The organism is Paenarthrobacter nicotinovorans, from assembly GCF_021919345.1.
In the GTDB taxonomy this organism is placed as follows: domain Bacteria; phylum Actinomycetota; class Actinomycetes; order Actinomycetales; family Micrococcaceae; genus Arthrobacter; species Arthrobacter nicotinovorans.
Genome location: NZ_CP089294.1, coordinates 117,442 through 131,793 on the forward strand (window position 1 = coordinate 117,442; position 14,352 = coordinate 131,793).

Here is a 14,352-nt window from a genome sequence, read left to right on the forward strand (position 1 = left end):
GTGGTGACATGAACAATGAGCGCGGCCGGCGGTACTGCCCGTGAAGCCACCTTCCTTCGATTACGTTGTTGCCGATTCGGTTGAGCATGCGCTCCGCCTGCTGGCGGACGGGGGCGATGACGCTAAAATCATCGCCGGCGGTCAGAGTTTAGTCCCGCTCCTAAATTTCCGGATGTCCCGCCCGTCCCTTTTGGTTGATATAAACCGCGTTCCCGGTTTGGCAAACATCAGGAAATCAGATCAAACCATTGCGATTGGCGCGCTGACACGTCATGCGAAGCTAACAACCTCCAAAACCATTTCGCAAAACCTTCCAATCCTGTCGGAAGCGGCGGCGTGGATCGCGCACCCTCAAATTCGTAACCGAGGAACGATCGGTGGCTCCCTTGCACACGCTGATGCTGCCGCAGAGCTGCCCGTAGTCCTGCTAGCCCTTGACGCCTACGTCACCGCACAGTCTTTGCAAGGTGAGCGGAAGATTCCTCTCAAGGAACTATTGGTCTCACATTTCGTCTCAAGCATCCTTCCCGGCGAGCTCATTGTGGAGGTAAACGTACCTCAATTGCCTCACGGGAGCGGTGCTGCATTTGATGAATTTTCTCGTCGGCATGGGGACTACGCCATAGGTGGCGCTGCGTCCATCGTTACCCTGGATGAGCAGGGCAAGTGTTCGCGGGCGAGGATTACTGTCCTGGGTGGAGGGTCCACCGCCATCCGCTGCCAGGAGGCGGAAAACATCCTAATTGATAGCACTCTCTCCAGCCATGATATTGCCGCAGCTGCGCACGCCGCGGTACAGGGGCTTGACCCCGTGCCCACGGTGCATGGAAGTGCCCAATATCGCGCGCAAGTTATTCGGACAATGGTCGAACGAACCCTCGCCAAAGCACTGCACCGGGCGAGACCGACAAAGGAAAGCATGGATCACTGATGAACGCCTTTCGCCTCACGGTTGAAGTAAACGGAGTCACCCACGCAACGGACGTCGAGCCTCGTAGGCTCCTTGCGGACTTCCTACGAGACGACCTGCACCTCAGGGGTACACGAGTAGGCTGCGAACACGGCGTATGCGGTTCCTGTACTGTCCTATTGGATGGTCAGCCCGTTCGATCCTGCACCGTGCTGGCCGTACAGGCCAATAATTCCAGGATTGAAACGGTCGAAAGCCTGCAGAAGGACGGACAGCTTCACCCGCTGCAGAGGTCGTTTTCTAAGTGCCATGCCCTGCAGTGCGGATTTTGCACGTCAGGGTTCTTGATGACGCTCAAGCCTCTTTACGATGACGAAGACGTCACCCTCGATGCGACATCTGCTCGTGAAGCTATCTCGGGAAATATTTGCCGATGTACCGGATACCAGCAAATTGTGGAAGCGACAGTCGATGCCTTCCATTGCAGAGATCACAACGACTGACGAGGATCTGGGCCCCTTCGCTGCTCTACTTGTAGACCGCCAGCCTTAACCCTGGCAATTCCCGCGCCGATCGCGCGAGTATTTTGCGATTGACCTTCAGAAATCCCATGAGGGGTCTGTATGAATACAGAATTTCGAAAGTGATGATGCAACAGCACTTGATGAAGCGCGATGACGACACGGCCGGACCGAACCAACCGAGCGAGGGGCGCTGGCAAGCAGCTTCTTTGCAGAAGATGCTTGTCAGCGCGGCGTCCGCATATCGAGATCCTGAGCATGTCTCGATGTGGGAATCCTGGTCTCATGGCTGAGTGTCTATAGAAGGGTACAAGAACGAAAATGAGCTGAAGCTGGTTATCCGGCACCCGCCAACACGAGCGCCAGGCTAAACAGCACTATTTGGCCTTCATGTTTCCGGGCCAGACACGACTCCTCCTGGCTCGGAATTCACCGTCCATGAAAGGCTGCGGGGAATGCAGCATCTGCATTCCCCGCAGCCTTCTTACAGTGACACTACTCCGGACAGATTGGATGTCTGCCGCGCGCCCTCACCGGTCAAGCGAACTTGGCCCCGGGGGGACTCTATCGCGTGATGATTCTCGTCTTGAGCCCGATGACCGCATAACGCGGTTTGCAGGGTGTAATCCTGAGCACTGTCGACAAAACCACGTACCGCTGTGCAGGTAGGTCAAGACGGGCCTGCAAGATATTCTTTGATGCTTGAGCTCACATATCCTCGCCGGGTTGCATCCGTAGGCCGCCACCGTGGACGAAACCGGCAGCGGCGCCGTAGAGATCGTCCGAAACTGTCAGTCAACAAGGCGAGAAACATTTCCGCGGTCGCCTGCCGGCATTATGGGTGGCGCAGCAAGACAGTTGAACGAAGTTGTGAAGCCTGCGGTCTGCCTTGTCGCAGGTACTCATGCGTCCCAGAGGGCGGGAGTGGTGGAGCTGACCCTGCTCCCAGAGGGCGGGGGATGAGTCCAATGGGCAAACCAGTTCCCGTAGACCTCGTTCCTGCGGCGTAGTGTTTTATTCCAGCGGAGATTTAACGCCAGGTAGGGCACTGGATTCCGACGGCCAATGTCCGGCCAGTCATCCGGTGAGGCATACGGCCGACGATTTGAGCAAGATGCTGTCAGGTGCGCTATACCGAGGCTGTCGCCCCAGTTTCACTCCACCACAGTGTCAGTCCAGGGCTTCTGTTCGAAGAACGGACTAATCCCGAATAAGAGCCATGGTCAGCACCCTAGGCGAGGTACCGGTCACTTCCCGAAAGATGGTCCTTGAAACGGCCCAGATATTTGCTTGTGTCCAACGAGCTCTGGAAGAGACAGTTGCGCTGTCCCGACAGCCGGCTTCGATGGTCATAGGTCGCTTGGCACTTGGACCGCGCTACTTGCCTTAAGCGCGACGCGAAGCTCCGTGTCCCGTTCGCGCATTCCTGCGCGGACGGCGTCGGCAAAATCGTAAATTCCCTGAGTAATGCCGGCTACTGCCCGCTCTAGGCCTTCATGCCCCAATCCGGACTTTTTTTCATCCACCTTCCGAAGGGCAATGATTCCAATAGCCACACCGATTCCCATCCAAACAAGTCGTTTCATGCTTCTCTCCGGAACTCAGCGGCTTCGGCGGCCGGTGGCGGGTTTGGAGTGATTCACCAAGGCCGTTCTGACACCGTGACTAAAAGCCAATACCTTGATCAACGGTGACCCTATACTGGCAGCGACGAGAGAGGACAGGGCGGAGACGTTGGCGCTGGCGTCAGAAACGTTAGTCGCTATGGTGTCCACCTTCTTGAGTTGGTGGTGTGTGGTGGTCACAATAGCTGTCACCTCATCCAACATCGGTGCGGTGCCGTTACTTATTGATCTGACTGCCATTCGCACCTCGTCGAGTACCTGGCCTAGCTTCATAATGGGCACCGCCAACAGCAGGACAAGGAGTGCAAAGACCCCAGCGGCAATCAGCCCGGCGATAGCACCAACAGACATAGATTCATCTCCAACAAGATTGATGTGTGAGCACAAAGGTGCCCGCAATGACGGGGAAAGAGTGGCGCTGAAAGCGCTGGCCTTGGTGCCGGCGAATCCTAAGGCAACAAGGCGAGACAGCAGCCTTTTACGCACCAAAGCCACCTGGTTAGCCTGAAACCTGGTGGCAGCGTGCCACGAGAGAATCGGCCGATACTTATGGCTCCTGCCAGACACCCGCTGGAGCAGGAGTAACAGGCGTTGGGCACCGTAGCGGCACCAAGTTATGCGAAATGCCCTGTATCAAGTCCTTGAACCAAAATCCGATGACCACGAAGCCCAAGCGGGTGACCCTTGACAACCAGAAGGCCACCGGCCGCCATTCCTAACGGCCGGTGACGTTCATCAGACTCAGTGCAACTGCTTGCTGTCATGGTTGCAGCAGGCGCCGGCGTCAACCCGTACGCTGCAGACGGTCACCTGTATCTGGGAGGTACCGCTTGCCTTAGTAATGCTGTCTTGGGCCGAAGTCATCCGAGAGCGCCGAGGAATGCATAAGTGAGTCTGCAGGTTTCTACGAATGCAGAATTGCGTTCACCGCGCATTCAGCGGTTTCCAGTGCGCCTTCAATATATCCGGGGAACTCTAACGAAACATCGGAACCTACGAAATGAATCCGGCCAGCGGGCTCTCCAAGTTCCTTATGCACTCGACTAAATTGTCCCACGCGCGGTGCTACCCAGGGCCCTTCGAAAAGCGGGTCTGCGATCCAGTCGTGGTAGTCGATACCCAGAACTTCAACCTCCGGCAAGTAGTAAAGCACCGCGTCCTTGACTGCGCCGATATCGGTCGGATCGAAGGATCCTGAGTCCGTGAAAGCCACCAACAGTCGTTCGCTTTCCGACACCTCGCAATAATCGTAGAGAGTGGGAAATATTCCGTCTCCGACGCATTCAATTCCTGCCTCGGCTCCCCGCACGTGGATAAGAATTTTCAGACCCTGACCACCATGCCCTTCCTCGATTACTGACCTGCGCCGTTCAGGAAGTGCGGGGGTGAAAACGATCCTTCGCCAAGTGTTCATTGGAGTAGCAACAATCACGGAATGAGCCTGGAAGGCATGCCCATCCTTGACCGTCACGTTCACTACATCGCCAGACTGGTCTATTCCGGTCACGACAGTCTGCAGTCTGATTTCAGGAATTTCTTGGCTCATTGCGTCGACAAGGTCAGCGGAACCATTGGAAAAAACTTCATCCAGCGAGAGAACAACACCTAGGATGCTGTAGTGATGCGCTGCAACAAGTTGCAGCATCCAAAGCGCGGATGCTTGGTCAGCCGGCTGGCCAAGCATGTTCCATGCCCAAGCGAGCAAGAACTGCCTAGAAACAGGGGGCAAATCGAGTTTGTCAACATACTCGTTCAGTGGGATGTCCAGGTCCTCAAGGTCCTGGTTTTCCAATCCCTTTTCCAGATCTATCCTGTGCGCATCACGCAGCAATGTGTAGGTGGCTGCTTCCACCGCAACTGCTTCTGAGCCAGGAATAGGAAATGCCTGGTCTACTGCGGTCGGTCCAAGGCGATGCCTAAACGAGGTGAACTCGCTTGCAGCTGCAGTGGGAATTCCATACCGGTCCAATTCAGCTGCCAAACGCGGGTGGTGCTTCCGGTGAAGGTATGCTCCACCGATCTCGACCCGCAGGCCAGGTACATTCCGGGACTCCCGGGAATACGCCCGTCCTCCCAGACGTTCACCGCCTTCAAGCAGAAGTACCTTCTTGCCGGCGTTGGTAAGATCGCGAGCTGCTTTCAGCCCGCTGAAACCCCCACCAACCACAATCGCGTCATACAAAGTTTTCCTTCTTTCAAGTTTCTAGCTCGGGCGCTTTGAGCTGCATCAAAGATGCAGGAGCAATGCGTTACTCCCTGTCCATAGGGCCGCGATCAAGCGCGGGTACCCCTGCCCGTTCCCATAGCTCTGACCAGTCCTGGGGGCCCTGCAGGTCAATGATGCCTTTCGTTGCACGAACAACCTTCTCCGGAGTGGCAGGGAGTTCATAGAGGACAGAACCAAACGGAGATAGCGCATCATTTACGGCATTCAGCACCGCAGCCGGCGCCGAAATCAGACCCGACTCCCCCATGCCCTTCACCCCAGATGCTGTCATCACGGACGGTGTTTCAATGTGCCTGATTTCAAATGGCGGAGAAACATCCATAGTCGGCGTCTGGTAATCCAGGAAAGATGTCGTAGACAAATTTCCTGCGTTGTCATAAGCCAGCTGTTCGAAGAGGCCCATACCAATTCCTTGTACGACCCCACCTCGAATTTGACCTTCAACAATTGTGGGGTTGATAATAACGCCGCAGTCCTCTACAGAATAAACCTTTTCGACTTTCACAAATCCAGTGACAGGATCCAGTTCAACAATAAGGGCATGACCGCCGTTCGAAAACATCGGCCGGGATGTGTCCCACGCCTTCGTGAACTCCAAACCAGGTTCAAAACCGGCGGGCCACTTGGATGAGTCCCAGTAGACTGCCATGGCCACGTCGGCGATGCTCACTCGTGATTCCGCAGCGCCTATGACGGACGCGAAGCCGTCTTCCAAAACGATATCTTCCTCAGAAGATTCGAGCATGTTCGCAGCTACGGCCACCAGTTTCTGTCGAATGGCATAAGCTGCACGGTTGACACACCCGCCCGCGATGACAGCCGCTCGGCTTCCAATGGTACCGCTGCCATAGGCCCCCTTAGTGGAGGTCCCCGCATCGACACTGATCGATTCAAAAGGAATACCCAACACGTCCGCCGCTACCTGAGCGAGCGTGGTTTGATGGCCCTGACCCTGTGAGTTCAATCCCGATGTTATAGTGACCGACCCGGTTGAATCCATCTTGACGGTAGCCGTGTCATGAAATACATCCGTTGCGCCGTGAGCCTGCATCATGCCGGTGCTCTCGCCGCTACTTTCGACGAAAACGCTGATTCCCAGCCCTAGGTACTTTCCGGCTTTGCGGGCTTCATCCTGTCGCCTAAGAAAGGCCGGGTAATCGACCATTTCTTCCAACGCATCGATTACTTCAAGAAAGGATCCCTCCTCATAAACGACGCCCTGGGGATTTGTCCAGGGGAACTCCCTGACAACATTCCGTCTCCTGATTTCAAAAGGAGACACCTTCATCTTTCGCGCCAAATCATCCATGAGGGATTCTCTGGCAAGAGTTCCCGCAGTGTAACCAACGCCACGGAAGGCGCCCATGGGGCACTTGTTGGTAACGGCCCCCTCGTAGACGTACTCAGCGGCCGGGATATCGTATACACCAGTTGGCGTGACTGCGGCGGTCGCCCAGCATTCCACAGCCATGGTCTGCGGGGGCATGTGGTAGGCGCCTCCATCAACTAAGGCATGCGTACGAACGCCGGTTATTCGTCCTTCAGCGTTGGCCGCATATTGGATCGTGACGAACTGTTCGTGGGCGTGTGAGCCCGCCAGAAGATTTTCCCGGCGATCCTCTACCCATTTCACCGGCGTCTTCAGGTGCTTCGAGGCCAAGGGCATGAGCATTTCCTCAGGAAATACGTGCGCCTTCTGACCAAAGCCTCCACCCGTATCGGGAGAAATGACCTCACTTCGGGACTCATCGAAACCAAGAAAGAGGCTGAGGCACATTTTTACGTAATGGGGCATCTGCGTCGACACCCAAAGTTTAAGCCGGTCCTCAGTCCATTCGTAGTCCGCTAGGCACCCCCTTGTCTCCATCGGTGCGGCGGCCACCCGACCAGGGTGATACAGGGCGGAAACCACATGCTCAGCATTGCTAAAAGCCTCATCCACGTCCCCAAAAGAAGCCCGCCCGCGAATGCCTACATTGTCGGGGCGTTCGCCGTTCGCTACGGGGCCCCCTTGAATCGACTTGCGCGGGTCAAGCACTACCTCGAGGTGCTCAAGCTCAAGGCCTACAAGATCACAGGCATCTTCTGCAGCCGCTCGCGACTCGGCGACTACCAATACAACCGGTTCTCCAACGTAACGTACGACGTCCTTGGCCAAGAGCGGCATGGTCATAGCTTCGCATCCCTCAGCGGTGTACTGCGCTTCGATGCCGGCGCAGTATTGCTCAATGTCGGCGGATGTCCAGACAAGGTGAACGCCAGGCATTTCTGAGGCGGCCGACGTATCAATGCCGGTTATTTGAGCATGAGCAGCAGGGCTGCGCACGAAACAAGCATGCAGTTGGCCGTCGACGTTGATGTCGTTCAGGTACTTCCCGCGCCCGGTCAGAAGTCTTGCGTCCTCAGTTCGCGGAACTCGCTTACCGATCACGTTTCTTGTTATGGGAGGAGAGTAATAGTGTGGGTTATCCATTTTTGTTTCCAATCTGGCCCGCTGCGTCCAGGACGGCCTCAACAATCGTCTGGTAGCCGGTGCAACGGCATAAGTTACCGGAAAGAGCCTCGATAACTTCCTCTTTTGTCGGGCTTGGGTTTGCCTCGAGCAACTCCGTAGCCGACATGAGGAAGCCTGCAGTGCAAAAACCGCACTGGAGGGCGTGGTGCCTTTTGAAAGCTTCCTGAAGCGGGCTGAGGGCTCCGTCCGATAGGTCCTCGACGGTCCGTATGCTCCGCCCATCGCCCTGAGCGGCAAGAGTCAGACAAGATCGTACGGCTGCCCCGTCCATGAGTATCGTGCACGCACCGCAAACCCCGTGTTCACATCCGAGCTTAATACCCGTAAGTTTTTGGTCATTCCTCAGGTGGTCGGCCAGAGTTTCCCGCGCGTCCACTGCAACAGTGCGGCGACGTCCGTTTACTTCCACGTCTATTTCGACGCGATCTGATGGCGATGGTGTTGTCACGTACGTGCTCCTGCTTCAACTATGGTGCGGCGGATCAGCTCCTGCACCAGGCCATGCCGATATTCGGCCGATCCGTGGATGTCTGAGATATACGAGAGCGATTTCGCTCCAGCTTCTGAAGCGGCTTCAGCCCTTTCCGGTGACAGTTCGGATCCGTTGAGGACGTCTTCTGCATCGGGCACTCGTTGTATTTTGCCGACAGCGCCTCCTACGGCAATCCGGACATCAGAAATTCGCGAATCCGCAGTCGATAGAACGACTGCGACATTGGCGAGCCCATAGTCCCCGGATCGCCTGGCGAACTCCCCGTAGCCCCAGCCATTGGGCCGTGACGGTATCCAGACATCAGTGATGATCTCATCAGCGGCCAGGCTTGTCATGTACGGACCGACGAACAAGTCATCGGCCTCAATGGTGCGACGTCCTCTTACGCTTTGGACTTCCACCATTCCGTTGAGGGCAAGCAACACGAGCGGCCATTCCCCGGCTGCATCGCCATGGGCCAAGGAACCACCCAGGGTCCCCCGATTCCTAATCTGGGGATGGGCTATGTGGCGACCAGCTGCCGCCATCATTGGCAGGTGCTTGGCAACGGCAGGCGAATTTACGATTGTTGCATGGGTGACCATAGGCCCGAAGCGGACGTAGTCTCCGACTTCTTCCAGTCTAGTCAAGCCAGGAACGTTCCCGAGGTCTATAACGACGGACGGTTGGGCTAGTCGCATAGCCATGACAGGTAAAAGACTTTGGCCTCCGGCAATGATCTTGGAGTCCTCGTCGGTTGACAGTAGATCGCAGGCATCTTCAATAGATGCAGGTGATGCGTATCTGATAGCAGGTAGTTTCATCCTTCACTCCCTCGAATGACCTTCATCTTCCCCTACTCGCCGGGGCTTCTTGCATGACATGGAAGAACAACTCCATCGCACCATTTGTCGAAGTGCGCATAAGGAGCACCACGTCCGACATTCGGGGATAGACCGGGCAGAGGTGCGCAGGACAATGGTTCCATTTGAACGTCGTGAACCGTTTCATTAGGCACGTCTGGACGGGCATCCCTGGGTCCCTTGGGTTCTCCCGGCACAGCCTGTTAGAGCGCCGGTTAATTCACCAGCCGGAAGCCGCGGTGCGGCTTTGTCGCATGCCATTTGCGCCCGTCACCGGAGGAAGTAGCTGTCTACCCAGCACCCTCTGAGGAAGGTACGAGTACTGATACTCCTGAGGTAGGCATCAAGCGAGCCTCTCTTGTTGGGCAACCATTGGAAGTCCACAAAAAGCCCCGGCAGCAACTAGTTGTATTGACCTGAGACGTTGGTGACGCGGCTGGCTGGCGTCTGACCTTTGAGCGCAGTGTTGGCTCGATGGTGATTGTAGGCATGGAGCCAGTCGGGGAAAGCAGCAACCCGCTCGGCTTCTGAGCGGTAGGGGCGGATGTAGGCCCATTCCTCGAGCATGGTGCCGTTGGACCGTTCGACTTTGCCGTTGGTTTGTGGCCTGTAGGGGCGGGTGCGTTTGTGTTTCATGTCCGGCCCTAGCGCTTCGGCGTAAGCATGAGACCGGTAGCAGTTCCCGTTGTCAGCCAGAACACGCTGGACGGTAACTCCGTGTTCTTTGAACCAGGCGTTTGCCCGCACCCAGAAGTCTGCCGCTGTTTCCTTGGTTTCGTCAGTGAGGATCTCGGTGTAAGCCAGTCGTGAGTGGTCATCCTCGGCATTGTGGAGGTAGTGGTAGCCAGGCCGGCGGTTGGTCTTGGTGCCGGTCTTGTTCTTCCAGCCGGCGGTCCTGCCCATGACTCGGTGTCCGCCGCCGTCGGGGATCCGGCCCAGCTTCTTGATGTCCAGGTGGACCAAATCCCCGGGCCTGTCGTGTTCATAGCGATGGATCACTCGTCCTGTGCCGCGATCGAGCCAGGTTAGTTTCGCCAGCCGGTGGCGGGACAGTACCCGGTGGACGGTTGAGGGGTGCAGGCCCAGCAAATAGCCGCGATCCTGGCAGGGCCCCACCGGCGGTTCACGCGCACGGCGATGACCCTCCGCTCGGTACGCGTAGCAGTCCCGCGGGGCGAGGAATGTGGCCGACTCGAACGGTCCTCCATTCCTTCGGGTCCCTCCTCGAGGTAGCGCTTCGCCCAACGTTCAGCGGTCGGGATCGAGACCTGAAACCGCTCCGCGGCACGGCGCAGGCTCCAGCACTGATCAACAACGCACTGCGCGAGCTGCAACCGGCCACGAGGAGTGAGGAAAGCGTTAGGGTGGGACACGAAGACCTCCGTGTGTGGAAAAGGACTCTAGACAAGCCCCACTCCACCCGGAGGTCTTCTTCATGTCACCAAACCACGCCGAGCGTCACTAACGTCCGTGGTCAATACAACTAGTAAGATCCACAGGCTGCCTCTTCATCAGGGCTAGGGTCCAAGTAGCTATCGACGATCCTTAATTACGGCGTCGTGCGTAAAGCAGGCCTTCAGTGGAGTTCACTCAGACAGTTACTCTCGGTAACAGCGAGTTGTCGGCCGGATGCACGAGGACCGAACCGGCTTATCCCCCAGCGAAGGGGGGCAGTACGTCAACCACGTCGTCCGGCCCCAGCACCGTCGCCTGGTTGCGGACGGCAACCTCATTGAGCAGGAAGCTGCACCGCGCCAGGATCCGGGGGAGCGGAGGAGTGCCAGCCGGAGGTTCCGGCCGCTGCACAGACTGGATGGCCTCCAAAAGCCCGGCCACGGTTGTTCCCTCCGGCAGGTCGAACTTCTCTTCCTCAAGTCCCGCAGCAGGGCGCGCGGCAGCGAAGTAACGTACGTTCATAACAGGTCAGCCTCCGATGGCGCTCATGCTGCGGTCCGGTTGGACGAAGTCCGGAGCGTCAAGTCCCACGTGGTCCATGCCGTGGGCCTTTGGCTTGAGCCACATCGCATCCTGCCACCTGCGAGCCAGATCATCATCGGAGGCGCCCGAACGCAGGAGCACCAGCAGGTCGAACTCCTCCCGGGAGAACAGGCAGCTCATGATCCTGCCCTCGGCAGTAATCCTGGTACGGCGGCAATCGGAGCAGAACGGCTCCGTAACAGACGCGATGATCCCAACCGTCCCAAGCACGGGACCGAGCCCGGCACCGGACCCCGCCACCCGGCGTCGTACCTCAAACCGCTCGGCCGGGGCACCGTCCCGTGCCCGCGGGTCTGGGGTGAGGACAAAGTCAGTGGACAACAGATCGCGGATCTCCGCCGCGGTAATCATGTTGCGCCGGGTCCAGCCATGGTCGGCATCCAGCGGCATCTGCTCAATGAACCGCAACTCGTAGCCGCGCTCCACTGCCCACGCCAGCAGCGAAGGAGCTTCAGCGTCGTTGATCCCCCGCATCAGCACCGCATTCAGCTTGACCGGGCCCAGCCCGGCTGCCCACGCCGCATCCACCCCTGCCAGGACCTGGTCCAGGAACGGCCGTCGGGTCAGCTTGGTGAAGGTCTCCTCATGAAGCGAATCCAGCGACACGTTGATTCGGGTCAGCCCGGCAGCCTTGAGCGGCGCAACCTTCTTGGCGAGCCCCACGCCATTGGTGGTCATGGAAATCGGCAGCTCAGGATGGTTGCGGCGCAACTCCGCGATGATGTCCACCAGGTCGTGCCGCACCAGCGGCTCGCCGCCGGTAAGCCGCAATTCCCGGACCCCCAGGCGCCCCACGCCAATCCCGACAATCCGGACGATCTCCGAAGCCGACATCACCGCCTGCTTGGACAACCACTCAAGCCCCTCGGCCGGCATGCAGTACGTGCAGCGGAGGTTGCATTTATCCGTCAAGGACAGCCGCATGTCCGTGGCACGGCGGCCGTAACGGTCCACCAGCCCGACCCCCGCGCCTGCAGGCCGAGCGGCGGGCACGGACAAGCCTGCGCCCTCCCGGGGTTGCGGTATGCCTAGCTGGACAGTCATGAATTCAGGCTACGCGAAAGCAGGCCAGGTGCGTTTGTGCTGGAACTGACAATTGCGGCAGCCAGTTGTGGCAAGTAGCTATAGCCCGAAGCGCCGCTTTCCTGCTGGAATCATTTTGCACTCAGGAGAACACGTTTGCGCAGTGCGGCGGACGGAAGGCGCACACGAAAACAACAGAGTTTGCTTATCGTCAATAGCTTCGTCGGAAATAAAGCAGGTTGGCATGGCCGAGCAGGACCGACAAAAATCTCCCGAAGGCAGGACATGCAAAGGCAACCCGAAAGCAGGACATGCAAAGGCAAGAAGAGCAGCTGACCGGGCTGGCTGGCAACCGGTCCGGCCTGGGGACCATTGGAAAGTCACTGCCGGAACATGAACACCGAAGCGTTTCAGTACACAGGCAGGCAATCAGGGACGTTCTCTTTCCGCTGTTGACCCCACCCCGGGTGGAGCGAATACCCCTAATGCAAGCAATGGGACGCGGCCTGGCCGAAACCATACATGCACCGACAAACTTGCCACCCTTTACTAACTCCCAAATGGATGGCTATGCGGTTAGATCCCGCGACACAGCAGGCGGCCAAGGAGGTTTGCGTGTGGCAGCGCCCATCCCGGCGGGCGCAGTACCGGCCCCATTGGTTGGAGGGACGGCTGCGCCAATCATGACGGGGGCTTTAATACCCGATGGAGCCGATGCTGTCGTCCCCGTTGAGCGCGCAGTGCCAAACCATTTCCCTCCTCCCGGTTTGGATAGGACAGTGCGGCTTCCTGAGATAGCCGCCGGAACGTACATCCGCAGCGCCGGCAGCGATATAGCTACAGGCGAATGCGCGCTGTCCGCTGGAACCGTTCTAGGCCCGCGTCAGCTTGGTCTGCTCGCCGCGTTGGGCATCACTGAAGTAGTTGTTAATCAGAAGTTGACGGTGCTGCTGGCTACCACTGGGGACGAGGTCCTTGAGCCCGGAGAAAAACTCGCACTGGGCAAGATTTACGATGCAAATAACACGCTCTTGCAGTCCTCTATGCTTCAGGCGGGGCTCAACGTCATCAGGGCCGGAATAGTCAAGGATGAACCGGGGGCTCTCTCGAAACTCTTGAGAAGCCATACCGCGCATGTCGACCTGATTGTGACCAGTGGCGGCGTGAGCGCTGGTGCCTACGAGCCCGTTAGACAGGCCATGATAGATCATGACGTTGAGTTTTCGCATGTAGCCATTCAACCTGGCGGTCCTCAAGGAGTCGGCACCTTCGAGGGGATTCCAGTCCTCGCATTCCCCGGGAACCCAGTGAGCTGCTTTGTCTCGTTTGAGATGTTCCTGCGTCCCCTCCTCAGCGAAATGTTTGCAGCGCCCACACCTCGACTCTCCTTCCGCGCCCCCCTTTCGCATCCCCTGACGTCACCCCCAAAAAAGCACCAGGTCAGAAGGGGCGTCCTCTCAGCGGACGGCACTATACGACTGGAGGGCGGCGAAGGTTCCCATTTGCTGGGAGCACTTGCACGCTCGAACGTTCTGGTGCACATCCCAGAGGGAATTTCGGAACTGGCCAAGGGATCGGAAGTGGAGGTATGGGCGGTATGAGGCTGGAAAGTTGGTCTCCAGGCCTCACCCACCTGCGAACGGACGGCACTGCCCACATGGTCGATGTATCAGAAAAAGTTGAGTCCACCCGGGAGGCGACAGCTACGGGAACAGTTCGTACAACTCGTGAAGTTCTGCTGCTGCTCACATCAGACGGATTGCCCAAGGGTGACGCCCTGGCCGTGGCCCGGATCTCAGGCATCCTGGCGACTAAGAAGACGTCCGAATTGATTCCACTGTGCCACCCCCTGCCTGTTTCTCAGGCGACTGTCGACTTCGTGCTCGGGTCTGACAGGGTGCAGCTCTTTGCAACCGTGAAAACACGCGGTGTGACAGGTGTAGAGATGGAAGCACTGACTGCAGTGAGCGTCGCCGCTTTGAACCTTTACGACATGTTCAAGGCTATTGATAAGCACGCTGTTCTCACCGACATTCGAGTACTGGCTAAGAGTGGCGGCAAGAGTGGGGATTGGGACCTGGGAACCTCTGAGGAGAAAGCGTGACTGCAAACACCAGTGGACTTATCGGACGAGGGGACTGCCATCTATTGAGAGGACGGAAATGAGCGCTGACCAGCCTTGGGGTACCGGGGAATCC

The 14,352-nt window shown here is 57.8% G+C and carries 12 protein-coding genes and 1 pseudogene; 4 read left to right on the forward strand and 9 right to left on the reverse strand.

Translation table 11 applies throughout. The features are described 5' to 3' along the window. Positions 1-40 precede the first annotated feature (40 nt). A complete protein-coding gene (gene kdhA / locus JMY29_RS20670; protein WP_016359456.1) occupies positions 41-931 on the forward strand; it encodes a 6-hydroxypseudooxynicotine dehydrogenase complex subunit alpha in 891 nt (296 codons plus the stop codon). Further along, complete coding sequence (gene kdhB, locus JMY29_RS20675; RefSeq protein WP_016359457.1) at positions 931-1,413, forward strand: 6-hydroxypseudooxynicotine dehydrogenase complex subunit beta; 483 nt, start codon at positions 931-933, stop codon at positions 1,411-1,413. The genes kdhA and kdhB overlap by 1 nt, the downstream gene beginning before the upstream one ends. Before the next feature lie 1,367 nt (positions 1,414-2,780). Here kdhB and JMY29_RS20680 read toward each other — a convergent pair. The 9 genes and pseudogenes from JMY29_RS20680 to moaA all read right to left on the reverse strand — a co-directional run bounded on the left by JMY29_RS20680 (position 2,781) and on the right by moaA (position 12,175). After that, entirely contained in the window at positions 2,781-3,017 is a 237-nt protein-coding gene (locus tag JMY29_RS20680) for a hypothetical protein (RefSeq protein ID WP_016359460.1), read from the reverse strand. A 15-nt stretch (positions 3,018-3,032) separates the two neighbouring features. Beyond that, positions 3,033-3,407, reverse strand: a complete 375-nt coding sequence (locus JMY29_RS20685; protein WP_032490094.1) for a DUF948 domain-containing protein — start codon at positions 3,405-3,407, stop codon at positions 3,033-3,035. 553 nt (positions 3,408-3,960) lie between these two features. Next, positions 3,961-5,238, reverse strand: coding sequence for a (S)-6-hydroxynicotine oxidase (locus JMY29_RS20690; protein ID WP_016359462.1), 1,278 nt, complete (start codon positions 5,236-5,238; stop codon positions 3,961-3,963). Positions 5,239-5,305: 67 nt separating this feature from the next. Next, on the reverse strand, positions 5,306-7,756 hold the full coding sequence (ndhC, locus tag JMY29_RS20695) for a 2,6-dihydroxypyridine 3-hydroxylase subunit NdhC (RefSeq protein ID WP_016359463.1): 2,451 nt from the start codon (positions 7,754-7,756) through the stop codon (positions 5,306-5,308). Next, positions 7,749-8,246, reverse strand: a complete 498-nt coding sequence (gene ndhB, locus JMY29_RS20700) for a 2,6-dihydroxypyridine 3-hydroxylase subunit NdhB (protein WP_026005772.1) — start codon at positions 8,244-8,246, stop codon at positions 7,749-7,751. The genes ndhC and ndhB overlap by 8 nt, the downstream gene beginning before the upstream one ends. Continuing rightward, the gene (gene ndhA, locus JMY29_RS20705) at positions 8,243-9,094 is read right to left on the reverse strand and encodes a 2,6-dihydroxypyridine 3-hydroxylase subunit NdhA (RefSeq protein ID WP_016359465.1); all 852 of its coding nucleotides are present in this window, start codon (positions 9,092-9,094) and stop codon (positions 8,243-8,245) included. Before ndhA ends, ndhB begins: the two co-directional genes overlap by 4 nt. Before the next feature lie 441 nt (positions 9,095-9,535). Continuing rightward, a pseudogene (locus tag JMY29_RS20710) lies at positions 9,536-10,506 on the reverse strand (IS481 family transposase). Positions 10,507-10,783: 277 nt separating this feature from the next. Next, entirely contained in the window at positions 10,784-11,050 is a 267-nt protein-coding gene (locus JMY29_RS20715; protein ID WP_016359468.1) for a MoaD/ThiS family protein, read from the reverse strand. Between the two features lie 6 nt (positions 11,051-11,056). After that, on the reverse strand, positions 11,057-12,175 hold the full coding sequence (gene moaA / locus JMY29_RS20720) for a GTP 3',8-cyclase MoaA (RefSeq protein ID WP_189076537.1): 1,119 nt from the start codon (positions 12,173-12,175) through the stop codon (positions 11,057-11,059). A 290-nt stretch (positions 12,176-12,465) separates the two neighbouring features. Here moaA and JMY29_RS20725 point away from each other — a divergent pair, with 290 nt between their 5' ends. Beyond that, positions 12,466-13,755, forward strand: a complete 1,290-nt coding sequence (locus JMY29_RS20725; protein WP_016359470.1) for a molybdopterin molybdotransferase MoeA — start codon at positions 12,466-12,468, stop codon at positions 13,753-13,755. Then, positions 13,752-14,258, forward strand: coding sequence for a cyclic pyranopterin monophosphate synthase MoaC (gene moaC, locus JMY29_RS20730; protein ID WP_016359471.1), 507 nt, complete (start codon positions 13,752-13,754; stop codon positions 14,256-14,258). The genes JMY29_RS20725 and moaC overlap by 4 nt, the downstream gene beginning before the upstream one ends. The last annotated feature ends 94 nt before the right edge of the window (positions 14,259-14,352 follow it).

Coding starts and splice junctions, on each gene's coding strand:
- kdhB (WP_016359457.1), top strand. CDS start 931: ATGAACGCCTTTCGCCTCACGGTTGAAGTAAACGGAGTCACCCACGCA.
- JMY29_RS20680 (WP_016359460.1), bottom strand. CDS start 3,017: ATGAAACGACTTGTTTGGATGGGAATCGGTGTGGCTATTGGAATCATT.
- JMY29_RS20685 (WP_032490094.1), bottom strand. CDS start 3,407: ATGTCTGTTGGTGCTATCGCCGGGCTGATTGCCGCTGGGGTCTTTGCA.
- ndhC (WP_016359463.1), bottom strand. CDS start 7,756: ATGGATAACCCACACTATTACTCTCCTCCCATAACAAGAAACGTGATC.
- ndhA (WP_016359465.1), bottom strand. CDS start 9,094: ATGAAACTACCTGCTATCAGATACGCATCACCTGCATCTATTGAAGAT.
- JMY29_RS20715 (WP_016359468.1), bottom strand. CDS start 11,050: ATGAACGTACGTTACTTCGCTGCCGCGCGCCCTGCTGCGGGACTTGAG.
- moaA (WP_189076537.1), bottom strand. CDS start 12,175: ATGACTGTCCAGCTAGGCATACCGCAACCCCGGGAGGGCGCAGGCTTG.
- JMY29_RS20725 (WP_016359470.1), top strand. CDS start 12,466: ATGCAAAGGCAAGAAGAGCAGCTGACCGGGCTGGCTGGCAACCGGTCC.
- moaC (WP_016359471.1), top strand. CDS start 13,752: ATGAGGCTGGAAAGTTGGTCTCCAGGCCTCACCCACCTGCGAACGGAC.